This is a genomic window from Aminobacter sp. BE322 (genome assembly GCF_050433525.1).
Lineage (GTDB): Bacteria > Pseudomonadota > Alphaproteobacteria > Rhizobiales > Rhizobiaceae > Aminobacter.
Window position 1 is genome coordinate 36,265 of sequence record NZ_JBNPXB010000014.1, and the last position, 23,265, is coordinate 59,529.

22 protein-coding genes are annotated in these 23,265 nt (G+C 65.8%); 3 read left to right on the plus strand and 19 right to left on the minus strand.

Going from position 1 to position 23,265, the window contains the following annotated elements; genetic code table 11:
* Positions 1 to 3: 3 nt before the first annotated feature.
* Genes J2X50_RS18290 through J2X50_RS18300 form a run of 3 tightly spaced genes read right to left on the minus strand, consistent with a single transcriptional unit; the run spans position 4 to position 3,358 of the window.
* Positions 4 to 1,002 carry an alpha-ketoacid dehydrogenase subunit beta gene (locus J2X50_RS18290; protein ID WP_429097109.1) on the minus strand — a complete coding sequence of 333 codons (999 nt, stop codon included), beginning with the start codon at positions 1,000 to 1,002 and terminating at the stop codon, positions 4 to 6.
* Positions 1,002 to 2,030, minus strand: a complete 1,029-nt coding sequence (locus J2X50_RS18295; RefSeq protein WP_429097112.1) for a thiamine pyrophosphate-dependent dehydrogenase E1 component subunit alpha — start codon at positions 2,028 to 2,030, stop codon at positions 1,002 to 1,004. The genes J2X50_RS18290 and J2X50_RS18295 overlap by 1 nt, the downstream gene beginning before the upstream one ends.
* Before the next feature lie 2 nt (positions 2,031 to 2,032).
* Positions 2,033 to 3,358, minus strand: coding sequence for an NAD(P)H-dependent oxidoreductase (locus J2X50_RS18300; RefSeq protein ID WP_429097115.1), 1,326 nt, complete (start codon positions 3,356 to 3,358; stop codon positions 2,033 to 2,035).
* A gap of 488 nt (positions 3,359 to 3,846) precedes the next feature.
* On the opposite strand from J2X50_RS18300, the gene J2X50_RS18305 reads away from it, so the two are divergent.
* Positions 3,847 to 4,614 carry an aspartate/glutamate racemase family protein gene (locus J2X50_RS18305; protein ID WP_429097118.1) on the plus strand — a complete coding sequence of 256 codons (768 nt, stop codon included), beginning with the start codon at positions 3,847 to 3,849 and terminating at the stop codon, positions 4,612 to 4,614.
* On the opposite strand, the gene J2X50_RS18310 is transcribed toward J2X50_RS18305, so the two are convergent.
* Positions 4,611 to 5,351, minus strand: a complete 741-nt coding sequence (locus tag J2X50_RS18310) for a GntR family transcriptional regulator (RefSeq protein ID WP_429097120.1) — start codon at positions 5,349 to 5,351, stop codon at positions 4,611 to 4,613. The genes J2X50_RS18305 and J2X50_RS18310 overlap by 4 nt on opposite strands.
* A gap of 198 nt (positions 5,352 to 5,549) precedes the next feature.
* Between J2X50_RS18310 and J2X50_RS18315 the strand changes: the two genes are divergently transcribed.
* Positions 5,550 to 6,743, plus strand: a complete 1,194-nt coding sequence (locus J2X50_RS18315; protein WP_429097122.1) for an amidohydrolase family protein — start codon at positions 5,550 to 5,552, stop codon at positions 6,741 to 6,743.
* 21 nt (positions 6,744 to 6,764) lie between these two features.
* Here J2X50_RS18315 and J2X50_RS18320 read toward each other — a convergent pair whose 3' ends face one another.
* From J2X50_RS18320 to J2X50_RS18355, 8 genes are all read right to left on the minus strand, one after another.
* Complete coding sequence (locus J2X50_RS18320) at positions 6,765 to 7,541, minus strand: SDR family oxidoreductase (RefSeq protein ID WP_429097124.1); 777 nt, start codon at positions 7,539 to 7,541, stop codon at positions 6,765 to 6,767.
* Between the two features lie 5 nt (positions 7,542 to 7,546).
* A complete protein-coding gene (locus J2X50_RS18325) occupies positions 7,547 to 8,824 on the minus strand; it encodes an L-fuconate dehydratase (RefSeq protein WP_429097125.1) in 1,278 nt (425 codons plus the stop codon).
* A gap of 117 nt (positions 8,825 to 8,941) precedes the next feature.
* On the minus strand, positions 8,942 to 9,796 hold the full coding sequence (locus tag J2X50_RS18330) for a fumarylacetoacetate hydrolase family protein (RefSeq protein WP_429097128.1): 855 nt from the start codon (positions 9,794 to 9,796) through the stop codon (positions 8,942 to 8,944).
* Positions 9,797 to 9,857: 61 nt separating this feature from the next.
* Positions 9,858 to 10,805 (minus strand): ABC transporter substrate-binding protein, encoded by a 948-nt coding sequence (locus J2X50_RS18335; RefSeq protein WP_429097130.1) that lies wholly within the window; start codon positions 10,803 to 10,805, stop codon positions 9,858 to 9,860.
* 114 nt (positions 10,806 to 10,919) lie between these two features.
* Positions 10,920 to 11,918, minus strand: coding sequence for an ABC transporter permease (locus J2X50_RS18340; RefSeq protein WP_429097133.1), 999 nt, complete (start codon positions 11,916 to 11,918; stop codon positions 10,920 to 10,922).
* Positions 11,915 to 13,444, minus strand: coding sequence for a sugar ABC transporter ATP-binding protein (locus J2X50_RS18345; protein ID WP_429097136.1), 1,530 nt, complete (start codon positions 13,442 to 13,444; stop codon positions 11,915 to 11,917). The genes J2X50_RS18340 and J2X50_RS18345 overlap by 4 nt, the downstream gene beginning before the upstream one ends.
* Positions 13,441 to 14,325 (minus strand): amidohydrolase family protein, encoded by an 885-nt coding sequence (locus tag J2X50_RS18350; RefSeq protein ID WP_429097138.1) that lies wholly within the window; start codon positions 14,323 to 14,325, stop codon positions 13,441 to 13,443. The genes J2X50_RS18345 and J2X50_RS18350 overlap by 4 nt, the downstream gene beginning before the upstream one ends.
* Before the next feature lie 14 nt (positions 14,326 to 14,339).
* The gene (locus tag J2X50_RS18355; protein ID WP_429097139.1) at positions 14,340 to 15,089 is read right to left on the minus strand and encodes an SDR family oxidoreductase; all 750 of its coding nucleotides are present in this window, start codon (positions 15,087 to 15,089) and stop codon (positions 14,340 to 14,342) included.
* 121 nt (positions 15,090 to 15,210) lie between these two features.
* Here J2X50_RS18355 and J2X50_RS18360 point away from each other — a divergent pair, with 121 nt between their 5' ends.
* Positions 15,211 to 15,993, plus strand: a complete 783-nt coding sequence (locus tag J2X50_RS18360; RefSeq protein ID WP_429097142.1) for an IclR family transcriptional regulator — start codon at positions 15,211 to 15,213, stop codon at positions 15,991 to 15,993.
* A gap of 281 nt (positions 15,994 to 16,274) precedes the next feature.
* On the opposite strand, the gene J2X50_RS18365 is transcribed toward J2X50_RS18360, so the two are convergent.
* The 7 genes from J2X50_RS18365 to J2X50_RS18395 all read right to left on the minus strand — a co-directional run bounded on the left by J2X50_RS18365 (position 16,275) and on the right by J2X50_RS18395 (position 23,112).
* Positions 16,275 to 16,715: an RbsD/FucU family protein gene (locus tag J2X50_RS18365; RefSeq protein ID WP_429097144.1), complete on the minus strand. Its 441-nt coding sequence runs from the start codon at positions 16,713 to 16,715 to the stop codon at positions 16,275 to 16,277.
* 85 nt (positions 16,716 to 16,800) lie between these two features.
* Positions 16,801 to 17,550, minus strand: a complete 750-nt coding sequence (locus J2X50_RS18370) for an ABC transporter ATP-binding protein (protein ID WP_429097147.1) — start codon at positions 17,548 to 17,550, stop codon at positions 16,801 to 16,803.
* Positions 17,547 to 18,380, minus strand: coding sequence for an ABC transporter ATP-binding protein (locus J2X50_RS18375; RefSeq protein WP_429097150.1), 834 nt, complete (start codon positions 18,378 to 18,380; stop codon positions 17,547 to 17,549). The genes J2X50_RS18370 and J2X50_RS18375 overlap by 4 nt, the downstream gene beginning before the upstream one ends.
* A complete protein-coding gene (gene nikC, locus J2X50_RS18380; protein ID WP_429097153.1) occupies positions 18,377 to 19,294 on the minus strand; it encodes a nickel transporter permease in 918 nt (305 codons plus the stop codon). The genes J2X50_RS18375 and nikC overlap by 4 nt, the downstream gene beginning before the upstream one ends.
* Positions 19,291 to 20,301: an ABC transporter permease gene (locus J2X50_RS18385; RefSeq protein WP_429097290.1), complete on the minus strand. Its 1,011-nt coding sequence runs from the start codon at positions 20,299 to 20,301 to the stop codon at positions 19,291 to 19,293. Before J2X50_RS18385 ends, nikC begins: the two co-directional genes overlap by 4 nt.
* 75 nt (positions 20,302 to 20,376) lie before the next feature.
* Positions 20,377 to 22,020, minus strand: a complete 1,644-nt coding sequence (locus tag J2X50_RS18390; RefSeq protein ID WP_429097156.1) for an ABC transporter substrate-binding protein — start codon at positions 22,018 to 22,020, stop codon at positions 20,377 to 20,379.
* Between the two features lie 36 nt (positions 22,021 to 22,056).
* Positions 22,057 to 23,112 (minus strand): dipeptidase, encoded by a 1,056-nt coding sequence (locus J2X50_RS18395; RefSeq protein WP_429097292.1) that lies wholly within the window; start codon positions 23,110 to 23,112, stop codon positions 22,057 to 22,059.
* Between the last annotated feature and the right edge of the window lie 153 nt (positions 23,113 to 23,265).

A 23,265-nucleotide genomic window follows, 5' to 3' on the forward strand; every position in this document is an offset into this window, starting at 1 on the left:
GGCCTAGCGGCTCCCAGTGGCGAGGCTGCGCGCGGCGGCCAGGATGTCGGGGACCTGCGGCACCGTCGCCTTTTCCAGTTCCGGGTTGTAGGGCACCGGCGTCTCGGCGCCGCCGAGGCGCACGATCGGCGCGTCGAGGAAGTCGAAGGCCTCGCTCTCGGCGATCATGGCGCTGACTTCGGCGCCGACGCCGAGCGTCTTGACGCCTTCATAGACGCAGAGCAGCCGCGACGTCTTCTTGACGCTCTCGATCACGGTTTCCTTGTCCATCGGCCGAACGGTGCGCAGGTCGACGACCTCGACGTCGATGCCTTCGGCCTCGAGCGTCTTGGCCGCTTCGAGCGCCTTGTGCACCATGATCGAGGTCGCGACGATGGTCAGGTCGCGGCCCTCGCGGCGGATTTCGGCCTTGCCGATCGGCACCGTGTAATAGCCCTCGGGCACCGGGCCCTTGGTCTTGTAGAGCAGCTTGTGCTCGAAGATCATCACCGGGTCGGGATCGGCGACGGCGGCGAGCAGCATGCCCTTGACGTCGTACGGCGTCGCCGGCTGGATGACTTTTAGCCCCGGCACGTGGCCGAGCCAGGCTTCGAGGCTCTGGCTGTGCTGGGCGGCAGCGCCCGTGCCCGAACCGGCTGGGAAGCGCATGACCACCGGCACCGACACGGCACCGCCGAGCATATAGCGCATCTTGGCGGCCTGGTTGACGATCTGCTCCATGGCGAGCGTGGCAAAATCGGAGAACTGGAACTCGAAGATAGGACGCAAGCCTGTCACCGCGGCCCCCACGGCGACGCCGGCCCCGCCGAGTTCCGAGATCGGCGTGTCGATGACGCGTTCGGCACCGAAACGCTCGACCAGGTCGCCGGTCACCTGGAAGGCACCGCCATAGACGCCGATGTCCTCGCCCATGAGGAAGACGCGCTCGTCGGTCTCCATGGCGATCGCCATGGCTTCCTGGATCGCCTGGGCATAGCTCAGCTCACGCACGGCCTGATCCATCACACAGTCTCCGTGTAGACGTAGCGTTCGAGATTGCGGATCTCTGGCGACGGGCTCGCCTTGGCAAACTCGATGCCGTCGGCGATCTCCTTGCGCACCGCCTCGCGGATGGTCCGGATACCGGTCATGTCGATGATGCCGAACTCCATCAGCTCGTTCTCGAAACGGACGATGGGATCGCGGTTGGTCATCCAGTCCTCGATCTCTTCCTTGGTCCGGTAGCGGTTGCGGTCGCTCTTGGAGTGGCCGCGATAGCGATAGGTCTTGGATTCGATCAGCGTCGGCCCTTCGCCGGCCCGCGCACGCCGCACCGCCTCGTGGCTGGCCTCGGCGACTTCGGACAGTACGTTGCCGTCTACGATCACGCCCGGCATCGCATAGGCGGCGGCACGGTCGGCGACATTCGGCACCGCGGTCGAGCGCGCCATCGAGGTCGACATGCCGTAGCCGTTGTTCTCGCATACAAAGATCACCGGCAGCTTCCACAGCGAGGCCATGTTGAGCGCCTCGTGGAAGGCGCCCTCGTTGTTGGCGCCGTCGCCGAAGAACGAGATGACGACGCGCTCCGACTTCAGGCGCTTGGCCGTCAGCGCCGCACCCACGGCGATCGGGATGCCGCCGCCGACGATGCCGTTGGCGCCGAGATTGCCCGTCGTCACGTCGGCGATGTGCATCGAGCCGCCGCGGCCGCGGCAATAGCCCGTGGTCTTGCCGAAGAACTCGGCGAACATCTTCGACACTTCCGCGCCCTTGGCGATGCAGTGGCCGTGGCCGCGATGGGTCGACGTGATCTGGTCGTCATTGGTCAGCGGCATGCAGATGCCCATGGCGCTCGCCTCCTGGCCGATGGACAGGTGCATGGTGCCGTGGATCAGGCCGCGCATGTAGGACTCTTCCGCGCCCTCCTCGAACTGGCGGATGAGATACATCTTGTGCAGCGCCTGTTTCAGCCTGTCGGCGCTGTATTCCCGGTAGATGAAAGGCAGGTTCGCGCCCGCTGGCAGGTCCTTTGTCTTAGCCTGGGCCACGATTATGCCTCCGCTCCATACACCAGCCTGTCCTGCCTGGCCCTGAGCTCGGCGATCTTGGAGCCGGGGGCGACGGATGCGTTGGCGGTGGTGATCAGTTCGCCCTTCCTGATCGGGGCGGTGACGGTGCCGCCCTGCAACAGGCCGCAGGGGATGGCCTTGGAAGCACGGGCCTCGGGCGCCGTCATGATCCAGGCGCGGTAGCTGTATTCGCCGATGGCGTCGAGCCTGTCGCCGGGCTTGAGGTCCTTCTTGGCCACCGCGCAGACGTCGGCGACAGGCTTTGCCAGCGGCACCATGTCGGCCTTGCCGTGCAGTACGACGCGGGCGCAGGTCAACGGCACCTCGAGCGAGGTCAGGTGATAGGGCCGATGGAAGGTGAAATACGGGCCATGGCCCATCTTCAGGTCCTCCATGCGCTCGCGGATGCGCGGATGCGACATGTCGGCGATGACGAAGACGCCGGGCGCCACCCCCTTGCCGATCGAATAGTCGACGACGCCGACCTTGGTCAGCACGCCGCCGTCCTTTTCGGGGACCAGCACCTTGTTGAGTTCCGGCAGCGTCGCCGCCGGACCGTGCATGCCCGCCTTGTCGGGGACGAGCCCCGTGGCGTTGGCGATCGCCGCCATCTCGACCATGGTCTTGGAGCCGTCGACGAACTCGACCAGCATGCGCACGTTCATGTTGCGGCGCCGAGCTTCCTCGGCATAGTCGTGCGGCACCGCGTCGATGTTGAGCGGGTTGTTCTTGCCCTTGCCGGCGGCGACGATGGTGTGGCCCATCGCCGAGACGAACTCGATCAGCTCCATGCAGGACGACGGCTCGTCACCGGCACCCAGCGAATAGGTGACGCCGAGCCGGTCGGCCTCGCTCTTGAGATAGGCGCCGATGGTGACGTCGGCCTCGACATTCATCATGACCAGGTGCTTGCCGTGCTCCATGGCGCGCAGGCCGATCTCGGCGCCGACGGCGGGAACACCCGTCGCATCGATGACGACGTCGATCAGGCCGCTGTTGAGGATCAGGTCGGCATCGTTGGTGACGGCGACCTTGCCGGCCTCGATGGCCTCGCTCAAAGCCGAGCCGGAGGCCACTTCACGCGCATGGCCCTTTTCCTGGTAGGCGATGTCGACGGCGCGGTGGGCGTTGGGCAGGTTGAGCTCGGAGATCGCGCCGACCTCGATGCCGGGCATATGGGCGACGCGGGCCACGATGTCGGTGCCCATCTCGCCCGAGCCGATCAGGCCGATGCGGATCGGCTTGCCCGACTTCTGACGCTCGATCAGCTCGCGCGCCAGGCCCACCGGTGCAACGTTGATCGTCATCTGATTGATCCTCCCACGACAAGCGAGCAACTGCTCTTCTCACCGGAGTGGTATTGAACATATGTATTTCTGTCAATACGAATGTGCCAACCACGCGTAAGCACGAGGCATGAGCCGCCGATGCCCGTCGCCACTCCCCGGGGGGGGTGCGGCACACGTGTCCGGCGCGCCTGTCCGTGACGATTGCAGTCCAGGGCGACTGGACCGTCAGCGCCTCGGGCAAATGCGCCTCCAACTCGATATGTATACAAAGCAGAAAGCTCATCCCGAACCGAGCGGGCGTACCGCTTCGTTCGTCAACGCCTGGACAGGAATCGCCGGTCGGCGGCATCCTCACGGCCCTCGGCCGCGGCGGCTCGAAGCTGAGGATTCCACGAAGGTCGAGTTGACAACCGGCAAATTGCATCCAATACCAATTCAAGATAGTATACAATTATTCGGCGCCGGATACCCTTCGCCACGGAGGCCTTCCGACCCGCGAGGATCGCATGCGGATAAAGCTCATCAACCCGAACACGACGCAGTCGATGACTGATCTCATCGGCGACGCTGCGCGTGCGGTGGCTGCCCCCGGAACCGAAATCCTCGCCGTGACCTCGCGCTCCGGCGCGGCCTCCATCGAAGGCCATTACGACGAGGCGATGAGCATCATCGGGCTGGTCGACGAGATCATCGAGGGGCCGGTGGCCGACGCCTATGTCGTTGCCTGCTTCGGCGATCCCGGCCTGCTGGCGGCGCGGGAGATCACGGATGCGCCGGTGTTCGGCATCGCCGAGGCCGCGATGCACGCCGCGACATTCGTTTCGACCGGCTTTTCCGTGGTCACGACGCTGGAGCGCACCCGCGTCATCTGCGAGCATCTGGTGCGCAGCTACGGCATGCAGCACCATTGCCGCCGCGTGCGCGCCACCGACGTTCCGGTGCTCGAGCTGGAAAAGCCGGAATCGAACGCCCGCGCCGTCATCCTGGCCGAGTGCGAGAGGGCGCTGACCGAAGATCGCTCCGAGGCGATCGTGCTCGGTTGCGCCGGCATGGCCGATCTCGCGAAGTATCTGGAGGACAGGCTGCAGGTGCCGGTGATCGACGGCGTCGTGGCCGCGGTCAAGTTCGCCGAGGCGGTCGTCGGCATGGGCCTGAAGACGTCGAAGCGGGGCGATCTCGCCTATCCGCTGCCAAAGGCCTATCGCGGCAAGCTGGCCGGCTATGCGCCCGAAATTCGGCTCTTCGGCGGATCGAGGACGCGAAAGGTCAGTTAACCCCGAGGCTTGAACAGCGTCCTGAAGTCGACCCGCACCGGCTGGTCGGAAAGGTCGATCTGGGCTTCGATATGGCGGAGATGGTGGTCCATGTACTGCGCGGCTTTCTTGCCGTCACGCCGCTTCAATGCGTCCACGATTTCCTTATGCTCGCTGTACGAGCAGGGCACCGCGCCCGGCGATTCGTACAACGCGATGATCAGCGACGTGCGCGAGACGAGCTCGTGGACGAAGTCGCGCAGCACGTCGTTGCCGGCCAGCGAGGCAAGCTCGCGATGAAAGTCGCCCGAGAGCAGCAGCCGCTTCTGCTTGCTGTCCTGTTCGAGCGCCTCGGCCTCGGCGCCCACCATGGCGGTCAGCCTTTCGACTTCGGCCTTGGTGATCGTCGACGCGAGCTTTTCGACGAGCAGGCACTCGACGCCGCGGCGCGCCTCGAACACCTGCCGCGCCTCCTCGATGGAGGGCTTGGCGACGAAGGCGCCCTTGTTGGGGATGAGGTCGACGAGCTTTTCGTGCGAAAGCCGTTGCAGCACCTTGCGGATGATGGTGCGGCTGACGCCGAACGCGCTCGCCAGCGCGTCCTCCTGCAATGGCGTCGCCGGCCGGATCTGGTGATGGATGATCGCGGCGTAGATTTCGGCATGGATATGCTCGTCAGTGCCGCCGCCACGTTTCCTGGCCGGTCCGGATTGATCCGGCTGAACGACGGTCTTCAAGGCGCGAGGCTCGCGTAGCATGTCACGATCCTGGTGATTGGGCATAGGGAGGACTTAGTGTGTATTCTATCCCGTACAATGCCGGCATGGAACTTACCATAGCCGCCTTTCCAATCCGTCCGCCTGCCAACCGGCGATGATGCACGCCTTCCCGATTCAGCACTTGCGTTCGGGGCATCTTCGCGACCTCCTCACCAACCGACTCCGCCGAGCTTTCCCATGACCGACCTGCTGATCACCAATGTCCGCCCCGACGCCGGCGCCACCGCCAACATCCTGATCGAGGACGGCCTGATCGCCGCCGTAGGGCCCGATCTCGCGCCACGCGATGGGATGAAGGTCGTGGATGGCAGCAATTCCATTGCCATCGCACCCTTCGTCGAGGCCCATGTCCACCTCGACAAGATCCTCTGGGGATTGCCCTGGCACAGCATCAACGTGCCGGATTCGCTCAGGGCGATGATCGACAACGAAGTCGAGATCCGCCGCGCCTTGCCCTGGTCGGTGCAAGAGCGCGCCGGCAATCTCATTCGCCAATGCGTGGCCATGGGCTCGACCCACATCCGTAGCCACGTCGACATCTCGCCCAACTACAAGCTCGACAATCTCCACGGCGTGCTCGAAGCTTGGGAGAGGACGAATCACGCGGTCGATCTTGAGATCGTCGCCTTCCCGCAGCTCGGCATGCTGGTCGAGCCGGGCACGGCCGAACTGATGGAGGCGGCACTCGATGAGGGCGCGTCGATCATCGGCGGCATCGATCCCGCCAGGATCGACGGCGACCCGGCCGGCCACCTCGATACCATCTTCGACATCGCCCACCGCAAGCAGGCCAAGATCGACCTCCACCTGCATGAGCGCGGCGAGCTCGGCCTCTACGAGATCGGCCTCATCGCCGAACGCACCAAGGCGCTCGGCATGCAGGGCAGGGTCATCGTCAGCCACGCCTTCTGCCTGGGCACCGCCTCGCACGACGAGCTCTCGCGCGCCATCGACCAGCTCGCGGACGCCGGCATCGGCATCATCTCGGCCGTGCCGGGCGACATTCCCGTGCCGCCGTTGTTCGAACTCGCCGACCGTGGTGTGCGCTGCGCCATCGCGTCGGATTCGCTGCGCGACACCTGGAACCCGCATGGCAACGGCGACATGCTCGAACGCTGCTGGCTCCTGTCCTGGCGCGGCAACTGCCGCACCGACGCGGAACTGGTCGCTGCCCTCGGCATGGGCACCAGGCGCGGCGCCGACCTGCTCGACCTCAACGGCCACGGGCTGGAGCCGGGCTGCGACGGCAGCCTCGTCCTGATCGAAGGCGAGAACCTCGCCCAGATCGTGGTCGACCGGCCGAAGCGCGCGCTCGTGGTCAAGCGCGGCCGCGTCGTCGCCAGGAACGGCGCCTGGGTCGACGAGAAATAGGACAGGCCGCGCGCCGGCCGGTCAGTCCAGCGCGCGGTCGAGATGGGTGTAGCCGCCATCGACGAACAGCCATTGCCCGGTCGTGTGGCTGGCCTTGTCGGAGAGCAGGAAGATGACGGTGTCGGCGATCTCCTCCGACGTCGTCATGCGCTGTCCGAGCGGGATGCGGCGGGTGATTTCCTCCAGCCGCGCCTCGGGATCGTCGAAGGTCTTCAGCCACTTTTCGTAGAGTGGCGTCATCACCTCGGCTGGGATGACGGCGTTGACGCGGATGCCGTCGCCGCGCAGGGCGGCCGCCCATTCGCGCGTCAGCGACAGCTGCGCGCCCTTGGCGGCCGTGTAGCCGCTGGTGCTGCCCTGGCCTGTCAACGCGGTCTTGGACGAGACGTTGACGATCGCGCCGCGCGACTTTTTCAGCCACGGCAGGCAGTGGTGGGCCGTCGTGTAGTAGTGGATCAGGTTGCGTTCGAGCGACTCGCGGAAGGCATCGGGGCCGGCCTCGAGACCGATGCCGTCATTGATGCCGGCATTGTTGACCAGCCCGTCGACACGGCCGAAGGTTTTCGCCACCTGATCGACGGCCGCGCCGATCTCGGGGTCGTGCATCAGCTCGACCTGGACGAAGAGCGAGCGCGGGGAAGCTGCCTTCAGCCTGACGGCGAAGTCTTCGGCCAGCGGGCTGCGGCCAAAGACGACGGGGATGGCGCCCTCGGCCGCAAGGCCGAGCGTGACCGCGCCGCCGATGCCTGCGCCACCGCCGGTGACGATGACGACCTTGTCCTTGAGCCCGAGATCCATCTGCGTCAGCCCTTGAACTGGTAGTCTTCGAGCGTCGCCGGCTTCATCTCGATGGAGAAGCCCGGCGCCATGGGCGGCATGTAGGCGGCGTTGCGGACGATGCAGGGTTCCTTGAAGTGCTCGTGCAGGTGGTCGACATATTCGACGACGCGGCCCTCGCGGGTGCCGGCGATGCAGACATAGTCGATCATCGACAGATGCTGGACATATTCGCAGAGACCGACGCCGCCGGCGTGCGGGCAGACCAGCAGCTTGTATTTCGCAGCCATCAGCAGTACGGCCAAAATCTCGTTGACGCCGCCGAGGCGGCAGGAGTCGATTTGCACGACGTCGATGGCGCCGCGCATGATGAACTGCTTGAACATGATGCGGTTCTGGCACATCTCGCCGGTGGCGACCTGAACAGGCGCCACGCCCTCGCGGATCTTGCGGTGGCCCTCGACGTCGTCGGGATTGGTCGGCTCCTCGATGAACCACGGCTTGGCGAAGGCGAGGTCGCGCACCCAGTCGATGGCCTGGCCGACTTCCCAGACCTGGTTGGCGTCGATCATCAGCTGGCGGTCGGGGCCGAGCACCTCGCGGGCGATGCGCAGGCGCCTGATGTCGTCGGCCTTGTCGCGGCCGACCTTGAGCTTGACGTGGTTGAAGCCGGCGTCGACCGCCTCCTGGCAGAGCCGGCGCAGCTTCTCGTCGCCGTAGCCGAGCCATCCGGCCGAAGTGGTGTAGCAGGGGTAGCCCTCGCGCTCGAGCGTGGCGATGCGCTCGGCCTTGCCGGGCGCCTTTTCGCGCAGCATGGCGAGTGCTTCGTCGGGAGTGACGCAGTCGGTGATGTAGCGGAAATCGATGCAGCGCACGAGTTCCTCGGGCGACATGTCGGCGACCAGCTTCCACACCGGCTTGCCCGCCATCTTGGCCCAGATGTCCCAGACGGCGTTGACGACGGCGCCTGTGGCCAGATGGATCGCGCCCTTGTCGGGCCCGATCCAGCGCAACTGGCTGTCCGAGGTGACATGGCGCCAGAAGCCGCCCATGTTTTCGGTGACCTTGTCCATGTCGAGGCCGACGACGAGATGGCGCATCGCCTCGATCGCCGCGCAGCAGATCTCGTTGCCGCGGCCGATGGTGAAGGTCAGGCCGTGGCCTTCGATGTCAGGTGTGTCGGTCTCGAGGATGACATAGGCCGCCGAATAGTCGGGGTCCGGGTTCATCGCGTCGGACCCGTCGAGATGCTGCGAGGTCGGGAAGCGCAGGTCGAGCACCCGCATGTCGATGATCTTGGTCATGGTCTTGGGTCCTCACAGCATGGTCCCGAAAAGCAGACTTTCCGGACGGGATCGGGCGACTGGAACAGGGCCTGGAGCGGGATGGCGGCGTGATGCGCGCCCGTCCCGCTCCGGGGATCAGGCAGCGACGACGCGCTGCTTCTGGGTGCCCAGGCCTTCGATGCCGAGGGTCATCGTCTGGCCGGGCTTGAGATAGACTGGCGGCTTCTGACCGAGGCCGACGCCGGGCGGGGTGCCGGTGGAGATGACGTCGCCGGCCTGCAGGCTCATGAAGCGGCTGAGATAGGCGACGACCTGCCGGACCGAGAAGATCATGGTCCTGGTCGAGCCGTCTTGGAAGCGCTTGCCGTCGACGTCGAGCCACATCTTGAGGTTCTGCGGGTCGGCGACCTCGTCTGCGGTGACCATCCACGGGCCGGTCGGGCCGAAGGTGTCGCAGCCCTTGCCCTTGTCCCAGGTGCCGCCGCGCTCGATCTGGAATTCGCGTTCGGAGACGTCGTTGACGACGCAATAGCCGGCGACGTGGGACATGGCGTCGGCCTCGTCGATGTAGCGGCCGGGCTTGCCGATGACCACGCCGAGCTCGACCTCCCAGTCGGTCTTGACCGAGCCGCGGGGGATCTCGACGTCGTCGTCGGGACCGACGATGGCCGAGGTCCACTTGTTGAAGACGATGGGTTCGGCCGGAATGGCGGCGCCGGTTTCGGCGGCATGGTCGGCATAGTTGAGGCCGATGCAGATGAACTTGCCGATACGGCCGACGCAGGCGCCGAGGCGCAGGTCCAGCTGCGGCGTGCCTGCGACCAGCGGCAGAGCCTCGGGGTCGATGCCGCGCAGGCGGGCGAGGCCTTCGGGCGTCAGCACGTCGCCGGCGATGTCGTCGACGTGGCGCGAGAGGTCGCGGACGCGGCCGGAGGCGTCGAGCAGGCCGGGCTTTTCTTTGCCCATCGGGCCGTAGCGGAGCAGTTTCATCTGGTATCACCTTGCTTGGAAGAGGCCGGAGCCGGCGAACCGCCTCCGGCCGATGGATGCGTCAGTCGTAGAGGACGGCCGCGATCTCAGGCTTATCGATGTTCGACTTGTCGTAATAGTAGAAGCCGGTGTCGATGTGCTTTTCGACCGCTTCGCCCTTGGCCGCCTTCACCGCGGCCTCGACGGTCTTGTAGCCGATGCCGACGGGGTTCTGGGTGATGGCGCCGGCCATCTGGCCGTCGCGGATCGCCTGCTTTTGCTGGGCGCCCGAATCGTAGCCGATGATCACGAGCTTGCGGCCGAGTTCCTTGGCGCCGTTGACGACACCGATGGCCGAGCCTTCATTGGCGCCGAACATGCCCTTGAGGTCGGGGTTGGCCTGCAGGATCGCCTTGGTGATCTCGGTCGACTTGAGATGGTCGCCCTCGCCATATTCGATGGCGACGATCTCGACCTTCGGATGGGCTTCCTTCATGCGGTTGACGAAGCCGTCGCGGCGGTCGATGCCGGTGCGGCTGGTCTGGTCGTGGACGACGAGCGCGACCTTGCCTTCGTTGCCGATCAACTCCGCCATCTTGTCGGCGGCGAGAGCGGCTGCGGCGATGTTGTCGGTCGAGGCGGTGGCCACCGGGATGTCGCTGTCTACGCCGGAGTCGAAGGCGACGACCGGGATCTTGGCGTCCTTGGCCTGCTGCAGAAGCGGGATTGCCGCCTGGCTGTCGAGCGCGGCGAAGCCGATGGCCGCCGGCTTCTTGGCAAGCGCTGCCGAAAGCATGTCGATCTGGCGGTCGACCTGCGATTCCGAATCCGGGCCTTCGAAGGTGACGGTGACGCCGAGGTCGGCGGCAGCCTTGTCGGCACCCGCCTTCACGGCCTGCCAGAACTGGTGCTGGAAGCCCTTGGAGATCAGCGGGATGTACATCTTGTCCTGGGCCAGCGCGAAGCTCGAGCCGTAGGACAGGATCGCTGCGGCGCCGATTGCGCCGAGCACGGTGCGTCTAGTGAACATGTTTCCTCCTGATGTTCATTTTCCGATCCGAATGTGCGTTCCGAATATTCCTGGAGCGCGTTCGCTCTCTTCTTGGTGTTGGCGCAGCGACGGGCTGCGCGAAGCAAGCCTTCCTCAAAGCCTGCGGCGCCGCAGAATGTCGGTGTAGACGGCGAGAATGATGATCGAGCCTGTGACCACGGTCTGCCACTCCTGGGCAACCGAAAGGATGCGCAGCCCGTTGGCGAGCACGGAGATGATGAGCGCGCCGATGAGCGTACCGATGATGGTGCCGCGGCCGCCGGACAGCGAGGTGCCGCCGATGACCACGGCCGCAATCGCGTCGAGCTCGTAGCCCTGGCCGAGCGCCGGCTGAGCCGAGTTGAGGCGCGAGGCAATCAGCAGCCCGGCGATGCCGCAGATCGAGCCGGCGAGGGCGTAGACGGCGACCTTCCAGCGATCGGTGTTGACACCGGACAGCCGCACGGCCTCCTCGTTGGAGCCGAGCGCGAAGGTGAAACGTCCCAGGATAGTGCGCTCGAGGATAAAACTCGCTGCAATCGCCACCAGGAACAGGATCAGCACGCCATTGGGGATGGGCAGGGTGGGGAAGACCGAGCCGATGAGCGAACCCTGCGAGATCTGGGTGAAGCCGGGCGTATTGTTGAAATAGATCGGCCGCGTGCCCGAGATCACCAGCGAAAGACCCTTGAGGATCAGCATCATGCCGAGCGTGGCGATGAAGGGCGGGATCTTGAGTTTTGCCACGAATGTGCCCGACAGCGTGCCGCTGGCGGCACCGGCCAGGATGGCGGCGAGCACGCCGAGGCCGAGCGGCATGCCCCAGAATGTCAACACCACGCCCGCGCAGACGGCACAGAAGGTCATCAGCGTGCCGACAGACAGGTCGATGCCGCCGGTGATGATGACGAGCGTCGCCGCGATCGCCAGCACGCCGTTGACCGACGTCGCCTGCAGGATGGCGATGATGTTGGACGTCTGCATGAAGTTGGGCGAGGCGAGGCTAAACACCGTGACCATCGCGATCAGGCTGGCGAAGGCGAGCAGGCGGTGCTGGGCGCCCGAAAAGCGAGGGCCGGACGAGACAGTCGCCGTCGAAGTCGTCGTGCTCATTTTGTCGCTCCCTTTGCCGGCTTGTTGTTTTGCTCGCCCCGCAACGTGGCGAGATGCATGATCTCCTCCTGGCTGGCGCCTGCAGGCAGGATGCCGGTCAGCCGGCCCTCGCACATGACGGCGATGCGGTGGCTGAGCCTCAGCACCTCGGGCAGCTCGGAGGAGATGACGATGATGGCGCGGCCCTGCTGGGCGAGCGCGTTCAAGAGCTTGTAGATCTCGTTCTTGGCGCCGACGTCGATGCCGCGCGTCGGCTCGTCGAAGATCAGCACCTCGCAGTCGCGCAAGAGCCACTTGGCGATGACGATCTTCTGCTGGTTGCCGCCCGACAGCAGCCGGGCCTCCTGGCGATCGGACGGCGTCTTGATGGCGAGCTGGTCGATGTAGCGAACGGCCGCGTTGTGCATGGCCGTCTCGCGCAACAGGCCGCCGGCGCCGGCGAAGCGCGACAGGCTCGCGAGCACGATGTTGTTGCGCACGTCCATGCCGGTGGCGAGGCCGAAATGCTTGCGGTCCTCGGAGAGGTAGCCGATGCCGGCGCGCACGGCGTCTTCCGGCTTGCGGATGTCGACCTTCTTGCCGTGCATGAAGACGTCGCCGTCGTCGCGCCGGTCGGCGCCGAAGATGGCGCGGGCGACCTCGGTGCGGCCGGCGCCCATCAGGCCGGCGAAGCCTAGGATTTCGCCCTTGCGGACCGAGAAGGAGACGTCGCGGATCTCGTTGCCGCGGCTGATGTTCTTGACCTCGAGCACGATTTCCGAGTTCGAATGATCGGGCGCGACGGGGCGCTCGTCCGACAAGGCGCGGCCGACCATCATGGCGATGATCTTTTCGACCGGGGTCTCGGCGGCGGGCACGGTACCGATGTATTCGCCGTCGCGCATGACGGTGACACGGTCGGCGATGCGCTTCAGCTCGTCCATCTTGTGCGAAATGTAGACGATGCCGACGCCCTCGGCCTTGAGGCGGGCGATGATGGCGAAGAGCTCGTTGATCTCGGCGTCGTTCAGCGCCGCCGTCGGCTCGTCCATGATCAGCACGCGCGAGCGGTAGGACAGCGCCTTGGCGATCTCGACCATCTGCTGGCGGGCAATCGTCAGCCCGCCGACCGGGGTGCGCGGGTCGAGCTTGAGATGCATCGAGGCGAAGATCTCGGCGGCGTCGGCATTCAGCTTCGCCTCGTCGAGCAGCAGGCCGCCGGCCTTGCGCGGCTCGCGGCCGATGAAGATGTTCTGCGCCGCCGTCAAGTGCGGCATCAGGTTGAGTTCCTGATGGATGATGCCGATGCCGAGATCCTGGGCCTGGCGCGGCGAGTTGATCTCGACCGGCTTGCCGTCGAGCAGGATCTCGCCACCGTCGCGGCGGTAGATGCCGGCAAGGATCTTCATCATCGTCGACTTGCCGGCGCCGTTCTCGCCCATCAGCGCATGGACCTCGCCGGAGCGCAGGTCTAGCCTGGCGTTGTGCAGGGCGCGCACGCCGGGGAACGATTTCTCGATGTCCTTCATCGCAACGAGAGCGGTCATGCGCGGCCTCCCTCGATGCTGTAGAAGCTTGCAGCGGTGCCGCCGAGGATCGCGGCGCGCTGGGCCTCGCCGAGGCCATCGAGCAGGCGGGCGGTGACCTCGTCCCAGAAGGCAAAGGGCGCGGCGAGCGTCAGCACCGGCCAGTCCGAGCCCCAGATCAAGCGATCGGGTCCGAACCAGGTGAGCAGGCTGTCGACGGTGGGACGCAGGGCTTCCGCCGCCGCTTTCGGCGTTGTCCTCAGTTCCGCCGGCAGCTCGGTCAGCAGGCCGGAGAGCTTGCAGCACAGATGCGGATGGCCCGAGAGTTCGGCCATGCCGAGCTTCCACATGGCGTGGCGCGGATCGTCAGCAGGTGCGGCGATAGCGGGCTTGGCGGCATGGTCGATGACGACCGGCAGGTCCGGGTGCCTCTCGACGAAGCAGTGCAGCGACTGCAGATGCTGCGGCTGGACGAGCGCGTCGACGCGCAGGCCAAGGCGCTCGAGCGCGGCGACGGCTTCGGCGTTGGGGCGGGTTGCGATCCAGTCGATGTCGGGCAGGTCCTGCAGCATCGGCCGCACGCCCTTGAACAGCGGATTCTTCGCCAGGCGGTCCAGCGAGGCGACGCTGGCGGGTGACGAGAGATCGACCCAGCCGACGACACCTGTGACGGCTTCGTCGGCGCGGCCCTGGTCGAGCAGGAATGCCGTCTCGGCCTCGGTCGGCGCGGCCTGGACGAGGATGCGCTTCTCGATGCCGGCCATCTCGGCCAGCGGGCGCATCTCGGCTGCGCCGAAGTCGCGATAGATGGGCGCGAGGTGGGCGGCATCAGGCGTCAGCCAGCCATAGTCGCCGCGCTGGAGCGCCCAGTAATGGCAGTGGCCGTCGATCCTTTCGATCATGGCCGCCGCTCCGCCTAGATGGTGACGCCGCCGTCGACCAGGACCGCCTGGCCGGTGACGAAGCGCGACTCGTCGGACAACAGGTAGACGACCAAGGGAGCGATGTCGTCGACGGTGGCGAGCCGGCCGATGGGCTGGCGGGCGATGAAGTCCTTCTCCGCCTGTACCGGGTCGGCGGCGGCGGCGATGCGGCCGCGCAGCGACGGCGTGTCGACCGTGCCGGGGCAGAGCGCGTTGCAGCGGACGCCGCAGCGCACATAGTCGGCGGCCATGCCCTTGGTGAAGCCGATGACTGCCGCCTTGGTGGCGCCGTAGAGCAGCCGGTTGGGGAAGCCTTTGATCGACGAGGCCATGGAGGCCATGTTGAGGATCGACACGGCGCCGGTCTTTTCGGCGCGATCGAGCATGCCGGGCAGGAACGCCCTGGTGGTGCGGTACATGCTCTTGACGTTGAGGTCGAAGCTGAAATCCCAGTCTTCGTCGCTGCAGTCCATGATCGTGCCGTTGTGGACGAAACCGGCGCAGTTGAAGAGCCCGTCGAGCGGCGCCTGGCCGGCGGCGAAGGCCGCTACCGCCTTGCCGTCGCGTACGTCGAGGCGATGGGCCTCGATGCTCTTGCTCTCGCCCGAAAGCGCATTCAGCGCGTCGTCGTTGATGTCGGTGGCGATGACATGGGCGCCCTCTTTCGCGCAGGCCAGCGCGCAGGCGCGGCCGATGCCCTGGGCGGCGGCGGAAATGAAAATGCGTTTCCCGCTTAATCGCATAACCGTCGCTCCTCCCAGCAAACTGCTTGCGCTTCTGTCTATATACGAACATACTATTCATAAATGAACCGACCTTGCAATGGGGAATCGTGGGGCGGATCGAAGGGGAGGAGTTCGAGCCATGTCAAAACGTCCGGCCAAGACCGCCAGCAACGTAGGCAATGACGAGCGCTATCGCGCGCCGGCGCTCGACAAGGGGCTCGACATCCTGGAACTGCTTTCCGAGCAGCCGGGCGGCCTGACCCGGGCCGAGATCGTCAAGGCGATGGGGCGCGGGCCGAGCGAGGTCTACCGCATGCTCGAGCGGCTAGTGGCGCGCGACTTCGTCAGCCGCTCGCCCGAAGGCGACCGCTACGCGCTGACGATGAAACTGTTCATCCTCGCCCACCGCCACCCGCCGGTTCGCCGTCTGGTGGCGCGGGCGCAGCCCCTGATGGACGCATTCTCGATCGCCGCCGGCCAGTCATGCCATCTGGTGGCGCCCGATCGTGACGCCGCACTTGTGGTGGCGCATGCAAGCCCGCCCGGCAACTGGGAGTTCGGCATCCGCATCGGCGCGCATATCGATCTGCTGACCACGAGTTCCGGCCACATCCTGCTCGCCTTCCAGGACGAGCATTCGAAGGCGGAGGCGGCGGCGCGTTGGGACGGCACCGAGAAGGCAGAAGCTCGGGAGAAGTTGGGGCCGGTGCTGAGGGCCTATCGCGAGGCCGGCCACCGTGTCGGCGCGAGCCAGCAGATGCACGCAATCGAGGACATCTCGGTACCGATCCTGTCGCCCGACGGTTTTGCCATTGCCGTGCTGACCTGCCCCTACATCCAGAGGATCGACGACAAGCAGGCCAACATCGACCAGACGCTCGATTTGCTCAGGGACGTCGCAGCGAAGTTGTCACTGTCGTAGGGGCTGAGTACCTGCCGCTCTAACTTCTTTCTGTCAGGAAGCTCAGCGCTGCCCCTCACCCTTACCCTCTCCCCGTAGAACGGGGAGAGGGGGCGTCGGCGTTTCCGCTTTTCCTAGTCGACGAAGAGGAGCGTCGGCGTTGCGGCTGCTTCCTTCTCCCCGTCATTACGGGGAGAAGGTGCCGGCAGGCGGATGAGGGGCGGCAGTTGCCTTTCAGGACAAGGTGCCGACCGCTCAATGAAATTCAGGACATGATGGTTGGCTGCTCAGAGCGAGCAGCCTCACACCCCCGGCGGAACAACCCCCTTGCGCACGGCGAAGTCGGCGTAGAAGCGGCGTTCCTGGGTCTGGATGACGGCGTAGGCCTTCTTGGCGCGTTCGTAGAAGGCAAAGCGCTCGATGCCGACCATCTTCGTGCCCGTCCCCTCGAGCAGCTTGCCGACCTCGCGCTGGACTTCGGGAATTTCGTCCGGCTTGCCGACCACTTCCATGCGAGCGAAGGCGTCGTCGACGAAGGTGTCGACGGGCATCACCGAAAGCACCGCCTTCATCACGCTGACGATGTCGCTGTCGATGCGCAACAGGCGACCGAACACGGTTTGTCGGGCCATGGCATCGGCCGGGAAGTTGGCGTCGGCAAAAATCAGGTCGTCGCCATGACCCATGGCACGGAGCACGTAGAGGACGTCGGGGCCGAGCAGCGGATCGATGCCAAGGAGCATTTTGAACACCTGGGTATGAGGGTTGGAGCAATTGCCCCATCCGTTCCAGAATTGCAGGCGAGACCGGCCCGAAGCAACCCGTCGGTCAGGCGCCGCGAACGAATCCTTCGGATGCGACCAAAAGGTTGCGCGTGTAATCCTGTGCCACGTTACGGGTGGCGAGGTCGCCGGCCTCCAGCCGCTCGACCTCCTCGCCGCCCTGCATCACCATCAGCCGCTCGCACATGTGGGTGATGACGCCGAGGTCGTGGCTGACCATGACGAAGGTGAGCTTGCGGTCGCGGCGCACCTGTTCGAGCAGGTTGAGCACTTCGGCCTGCACCGAGGCATCGAGCGCCGAGGTCGGCTCGTCGAGCAGCAGGATCGAGGGTTCGAGGATCAGCGCCCGGGCGATCGCCACGCGCTGGCGCTGGCCGCCCGACAGCTGGTGCGAATAGCGGAAGCGGAAGCTCGAGCCGAGGCCGACCTCTTCGAGCGCGCGCAGGATGCGCTTCTCGGTATCGCCGAAACCGTGGATCGCCAGCGGCTCCAAGAGCAGGCGGTCGACCGTCTGGCGCGGATGCAGCGAGCCATAAGGGTCCTGAAACACCATCTGGACCTGGCGGTAGAAAGCCTTGTCGCGGGTCCTGCCGAGGCGCTTGCCGGAGACGTCGATGGTGCCCCCGGAGATGGGCGCGAGACCCGCAACGGCGCGCAGCAGCGTCGACTTGCCCGAGCCAGACTCGCCGACGAGCCCGAAGGATTCGCCGGGGTTGACGGTGAGGTTGACGTCCTTCAGCGCGACGAAGTCGTCATAGACGACGCGCAGCCTGTCGATCTTGAGGGCTTGAGTCACAGCAGCCACTCCGGCTTGCGGTCGAGCACGGGCAGCGGATGCCGGTCGGCGCCGATCCTGGGCATGCAGTTGAGCAGGCCCTGCGTGTAGGGGTGCTTTGCCTGCGACAGCTCGGAAGCCTTCAGCTCCTCGACGATCCTGCCGGCATACATGACGATGACGCGGTCGCAGAAGGTCGAGACCAGCCTCAGATCGTGCGAGATGAAGATGAGGCCCATGCCGCGGTCGATCACCAGCCGGTCGAGGATGCGCAGGATGTCGAGCTGGACGGTGACGTCGAGCGCCGAGGTCGGCTCGTCGGCGATCAGAAGTTCGGGACCGGCGATCAGCATCATGGCGATCATGGCGCGCTGGCCCATGCCGCCCGAGACCTCGTGCGGATACAGCGCGAAGACGCGCTTGGGGTCACGGATCTGGACGGCGGCGAGCATGTCGAGCGCCTTTTCGCGCGCCTCGGCCTTCGACGCCTTCTCGTGTGTTCGGAGCGTCTCGACGATCTGGCGGCCGATGGTCATGACCGGGTCGAGCGAATACTTCGGGTCCTGAAGGATCATGGCGATGCGGTTGCCGCGCAGGTCCCTGCGCAGCGCTGGCGACGCATCAAGAAGATCGATCCCGCTGAACTCCAGCCGCTTCGCGCCGACATGGGCGTGCTGCGGCGTCAGCCCCATGATGGCGCGGCCGGTCTGCGACTTGCCCGATCCGCTCTCGCCGACGATGCCGAGCCTTTCCTGGCCGAGCGCGAAGGTGACGCCGCGTACCGCCTGCACCATGCCGGTGCGGGTGGGGAAGTCGACGCGCAGGTCCTCGACGTGGAGCATGGCGCTCATTGACCGCCGCTCCTGGGGTCGAGCGCGTCGCGCAGGCCGTCGCCGAGCAGGTTGAAGCCGAGACTGACGATGAGGATCGCGGCGCCAGGCGCGGCAGCGACCCACCACTGGTCGAGGATGAAGCGGCGGCCCGAGGCGATCATTGCGCCCCATTCGGGCAGCGGCGGCTGGGCGCCAAGGCCGAGGAAGCCGAGACCGGCGGCGGTCAGGATGATGCCGGCCATGTCGAGGGTCACCCGCACGATCAGCGACGAGATGCAGAGCGGCATGATGTGGCGCAGCACGATGCGCATCGGCGAGGCGCCCATCAGCTTGACCGCCGAGATGTAGTCGGAACTGCGCACCGTAAGCGTCTCTGCGCGGGCGATGCGGGCATAGGGCGGCCATGACGTCAGCGCGATGGCGATGATGGCGTTTTCGATGCCGGGGCCGAGGGCGGCGACGAAGGCCAGCGCCAGCACCAGCTTGGGGAAGGCGAGGAAGATGTCGGTGACGCGCATCAGCACCGCGTCGACCCAGCCGCCGGCATAGCCCGACACGGTGCCGACGAGCAGGCCGATGGGAGCGGCGATGACGGCGACCAGGAACACCACCTGCAGCGTCAGGCGCGAGCCGTAGATCAGCCGCGAGAGGATGTCCCGGCCCTGGTCGTCGGTGCCGAGCCAATAGTCCGCGCCGGGCGTCATCAGCCGCGCGTTCTTGAGATCGCCGATATAGGGCGAGTAGGGCGCCAGCAGCGGCGCGAACGCCGCGACGAAGAGCAGTGCCAGGATGATGGCGAGGCCGACGACGGCCAGTTTGTTGGCGGTGAAGCGGCGCCAGGTGAGATAGGCGCGACCGAGCCGGGCCTGCATGCGCGACTGCGGCCGGTCGGTCAAAAGCCATTCGCGGCGGGTCATCGTGGTTTCGCTCATCGGATCCGCGTCCTCGGGTCGAGCATGCGGTAGAGCAGGTCGGACAACAGGTTGATGCCGATGAAGACCGAACCGATGACGATGGTGCCGCCGAGCACGGCGTTCATGTCGGCGTTCTGCAGCGAGTTGGTGATGTAGAGGCCGAGACCTGGCCAGGCAAAGACGGTCTCGGTCAGCACCGAGCCTTCGAGCAGGCCCGCATAGGACAGCGCGATGACGGTGACCAGCGGCACGGCGGCGTTGCGCAGCGCGTGGCCCCAGACGATGCGGCTTTCCGAAAGCCCCTTGGCGCGCGCCGCGACGATGTATTCCTGGCTGAGCTCGTTCAGCATGAAGGAGCGCGTCATGCGGCTGATATAGGCGAGCGAGAAATAGCCGAGCAGCGAAGCCGGCAGGATGATGTGGGAGAAGATGTCCTTGAAGGCGGCCCAGTCGCGGTTGATGACGGCGTCGAGCAGGTAGAAGCCGGTGACTGGCGTAAAGGTATACTCGAACACCACATCGATGCGGCCGGGGCCCGAGGTCCAGCCGAGCCGGGCGTAGAAGACCAGGAGCGCGATCAGGCCGAGCCAGAAGATCGGCACCGAGTAGCCGACGAGGCCGACGACGCGCACGATCTGATCGGCGACGCTGCCGCGCTTCACCGCGGCCAGCACGCCGAGCGGGATGCCCAACGCCGCGCCGATGACGGTGCCGACCGTGGCGAGTTCCATGGTCGCCGGGAAGACGCGGCGGATATCGGCCATCACCGGGTTGGTCGTCAGCACCGAAGTGCCGAAGTCGCCCGATAGCACGCCTTTCACATAGAGGAAGAACTGCTGGTAGTAGGGCAGGTTGAAGCCCATCTCGATGCGGGTGCGCTCGACGACATGGGCCGGTGCACGGTCGCCGACGATGGCGAGCACCGGGTCGATCGGCACGACGCGGCCGATAAAGAAGGTCACGGCCAGGAGGCCGAGATAGGTCGTGGCGACGATCACCAGGAAGCTGGCGATCGATCCGACGATGGCGGAGGCGCGCCGGTTGGCGCGCCTCGCGGGCGTCTGGGTGTCAGCGGTGCTCAACGGCTTGATCCTGCTGGATCATTCCTTGGTCACTGGTGCCACGAAATTCGAGTCGAAGCTCGGCCCGAGCTTGTAGTTCTTGACGTTGCCGCGCATGCCGGCGACCTCCGTCTGCTGGAAGATCAGCACGAACGGGCTGGTGTCGAGGGCAGCCTGCTGCAGCTCCCGGTACATGGCCGCACGCTTGTCGGCGTCGCGTTCGAGCAGGGCGGCCTTGGTCTTCTCGGTCAGTTCCGGCACGTCCCAGGCATTGCGCCAGGCCAGCGTCTTCACCGTGCCGTCGTCGGCATTGTTCGGGTTGGAGGTGAAGGTCTCGGCGTTGGAGTTCGGATCCCAGTAGTCCATGCCCCACTGGCCGATATACATGTCGTGGTTGCGGGCACGGTACTTGGTCAGCGTCTGCTTGCCGTCGCCGGGGATGATCTCGACCTTCACGCCCGCCTGGCCGGCGGTCTGCTGGAAGGCTTCGGCGATGCCTGTCACCGGCTGGGTGTTGCGCACGTCCATGGTTACCGAGAAGCCGTCCTTCAGGCCCGCCTTCTCGAGCAGTTCCTTGGCCTTGGCGACGTCGAACTTGAACGGATCGGAATCGAGCGCACCGAGCACGCCCTTCGGCTGGTAGGTCTGGCGGATCTCGCCGATGCCCTTGATCAGGGTCGAGCCGATGGCGTCGTAGTCGACCAGGTATTTCAGCGCCTGGCGCACCTCGGGCTTGGCGAGGTTCGGGTTCTTCTGGTTGAGGCTGATGTAGTACACCGTGCCCTTGGGCGCGCTCGTCGTCGCGAGACCGGCGTTCTTGGACACCGCCTCGAGGTCGCCCGGCTCCAGGTTGCGGGCCACGTCGACGTCGCCGCTTTCGAGCATCAGGCGCTGGGTCGCGCTTTCCTTGACGTGGCGATAGATGACGCGGGCGAGCGCCGGCTTGTCGCCGTAGTAGTTGTCGTTGCGCTCCATCACGAGGATTTCGTTGGCGCGCCAGTCGCGGATCTTGAACGGACCCGAGCCGGCATAGCCGGTCTTCATCCAGCCGTTGCCGAAGTCGTTGTCGAACTTGTAGTCGTCGGTCGGGGTTACGGCGGCGACATGCTCCAGCACCAGCTTCTTGTCGACGACCGCGCCGACGGTCGCCGTGAGGCAGTTCAGCACGAAGCTCGGGGCGTATGCCTTGTCGACGGTGAGCACGAAGGTGCTCTCGTCGACAGCCTTGGCCTTCTCGGCGACATTGTCCTTGGTCAGGCCGAACTGGGTCAGGATGAAGGCCGGGCTCTTGTCGAGCTTGACGACGCGCTCGAACGACCAGGCGACGTCCTCGGCGGTGATCGGGTTACCGGAAGCGAACTTGAGGCCCGGCTTGAGCTTGAAGGTATAGGTCAGGCCGTCGTCGGAAACCGTCCAGCTCTCGGCGATGCCGGGCTTGACCTTGGAAGTGTCGTCGATATCGAGCCGCACCAGCATGTCGTAGGCGTTGCCGAGGAACTCGGCCGGGCTGAGTTCGAAGGATTCTGCAGGATCGAGCGTGATCGTGTCGTCGATGGCCCAGGCCTGCACCAGCGTGTCTGCCGGCGTCTCGGCGAGAGCTGGGGCGGCGCCAAATACCAACGCCGACACGGCAGCGCCAGCGAGCATCACGCGGAAATGTCCGTTCAGTTTTCCGATAAACATGTCTTCAGTTCCCCCAGTTGACGAAAGTTTTTGTTCTCAGGCTGCCTCGTGCCAGGCCGAGCGCAGTACCCTGAGCCAGTTGTCGCGGCAGATTTTCGCCAGTTCCGCATCACCATAGCCAGCATCCCTCATGGCGGCAACGAGCCGCTGCAGCCCGGCGGCGTCGCCGATCTCGGCCGGGATCGTGGCGCCGTCGAAGTCCGAACCCATCGCAACGCCGTCGATGCCGACGCGCTCGACGAGGTAGTCTATGTGCCGGATCATGTCGGAAAGCGGCGTGTCGGCGCGCTTGGCGCCGTCCTCGCGCAGCATGGTGACGGCGAAGTTCAGGCCGACCAGGCCGTTGCTCTCGCGCACGGCGTCGAGCTGCTTGTCGGTCAGGTTGCGGCTGATCGGCGTTAAGGCGTGCGCGTTGGAATGGCTGACGATCAGCGGCTTCTCCGAAAGTCTGGCCACGTCCCAGAAGCCCCGTTCGGTAATGTGGGCGAGATCGATGGCGATGCCCATCCGATTGCAGGCCTTGACCAGTCTTTTGCCGGCTTCGGTGAGGCCGGGGCCGGTATCGGGGCTCGACGGGAAGGCGAAGGGCACGCCGTGCCCGAAGATGGTGTTGCGGCTCCACACCGGACCGAGCGAGCGCAGGCCGGCGGCATAAAAGACGTCGAGGGCGGCAAGATCGGCGTCGATTGCCTCGCAGCCTTCCATGTGCAGCACCGCGGCGAACTTGCCTGCCGCCGAGGCTGCGTCGATGTCCGTCGAATTGCGGCAGATCGTCCAGCCGCCGGCACGCTCGATCCTGAAGGCGATCGCAGCCATGTCGAGGGCGACGTCCAGCGACGGCGAACGTTCGAGAGGCGCCGAAAGCGGCACGGCATAGTGGCCGTTCGCGTCGCGCACGTCGTCGCGGATGCTGCCCGAGGTGATGTAGATGGCGCAGAGCCCTCCGGCGAGACCGCCCTTCATGGCGCGGGGCATGTCGATATGCCCTTGCCGGGTGCCCTCGATGAACTCGGTCACAGGATCCGCGCCCTTGGCCGCGTTGTTCCACAACCGGAAAAGCACGTCGTTGTGGCCGTCGAATACTGCCTGCATCATTTGCTCCTCGTGGCGAGAGTTGAAAGGCGCGCGCCCGTCAAGTCAATCTGCCCGGGACGAGGCCACCGTGCGCAAACCGCGGTTCCGCTTGGTAAGGCGCAGGCAGGACCAAAAGGAACCTGCCGCTGGACCACTCACGGTCGAGCACAG

Excerpts from the sequence above, each read along its gene's own strand:
- J2X50_RS18290 (WP_429097109.1), bottom strand. The coding sequence starts at position 1,002 with ATGGATCAGGCCGTGCGTGAGCTGAGCTATGCCCAGGCGATCCAGGAA.
- J2X50_RS18300 (WP_429097115.1), bottom strand. The coding sequence starts at position 3,358 with ATGACGATCAACGTTGCACCGGTGGGCCTGGCGCGCGAGCTGATCGAG.
- J2X50_RS18305 (WP_429097118.1), top strand. The coding sequence starts at position 3,847 with ATGCGGATAAAGCTCATCAACCCGAACACGACGCAGTCGATGACTGAT.
- J2X50_RS18310 (WP_429097120.1), bottom strand. The coding sequence starts at position 5,351 with ATGCTACGCGAGCCTCGCGCCTTGAAGACCGTCGTTCAGCCGGATCAA.
- J2X50_RS18315 (WP_429097122.1), top strand. The coding sequence starts at position 5,550 with ATGACCGACCTGCTGATCACCAATGTCCGCCCCGACGCCGGCGCCACC.
- J2X50_RS18320 (WP_429097124.1), bottom strand. The coding sequence starts at position 7,541 with ATGGATCTCGGGCTCAAGGACAAGGTCGTCATCGTCACCGGCGGTGGC.
- J2X50_RS18325 (WP_429097125.1), bottom strand. The coding sequence starts at position 8,824 with ATGACCAAGATCATCGACATGCGGGTGCTCGACCTGCGCTTCCCGACC.
- J2X50_RS18330 (WP_429097128.1), bottom strand. The coding sequence starts at position 9,796 with ATGAAACTGCTCCGCTACGGCCCGATGGGCAAAGAAAAGCCCGGCCTG.
- J2X50_RS18335 (WP_429097130.1), bottom strand. The coding sequence starts at position 10,805 with ATGTTCACTAGACGCACCGTGCTCGGCGCAATCGGCGCCGCAGCGATC.
- J2X50_RS18340 (WP_429097133.1), bottom strand. The coding sequence starts at position 11,918 with ATGAGCACGACGACTTCGACGGCGACTGTCTCGTCCGGCCCTCGCTTT.
- J2X50_RS18345 (WP_429097136.1), bottom strand. The coding sequence starts at position 13,444 with ATGACCGCTCTCGTTGCGATGAAGGACATCGAGAAATCGTTCCCCGGC.
- J2X50_RS18350 (WP_429097138.1), bottom strand. The coding sequence starts at position 14,325 with ATGATCGAAAGGATCGACGGCCACTGCCATTACTGGGCGCTCCAGCGC.
- J2X50_RS18355 (WP_429097139.1), bottom strand. The coding sequence starts at position 15,089 with ATGCGATTAAGCGGGAAACGCATTTTCATTTCCGCCGCCGCCCAGGGC.
- J2X50_RS18360 (WP_429097142.1), top strand. The coding sequence starts at position 15,211 with ATGTCAAAACGTCCGGCCAAGACCGCCAGCAACGTAGGCAATGACGAG.
- J2X50_RS18365 (WP_429097144.1), bottom strand. The coding sequence starts at position 16,715 with ATGCTCCTTGGCATCGATCCGCTGCTCGGCCCCGACGTCCTCTACGTG.
- J2X50_RS18375 (WP_429097150.1), bottom strand. The coding sequence starts at position 18,380 with ATGAGCGCCATGCTCCACGTCGAGGACCTGCGCGTCGACTTCCCCACC.
- nikC (WP_429097153.1), bottom strand. The coding sequence starts at position 19,294 with ATGAGCGAAACCACGATGACCCGCCGCGAATGGCTTTTGACCGACCGG.
- J2X50_RS18390 (WP_429097156.1), bottom strand. The coding sequence starts at position 22,020 with ATGTTTATCGGAAAACTGAACGGACATTTCCGCGTGATGCTCGCTGGC.
- J2X50_RS18395 (WP_429097292.1), bottom strand. The coding sequence starts at position 23,112 with ATGCAGGCAGTATTCGACGGCCACAACGACGTGCTTTTCCGGTTGTGG.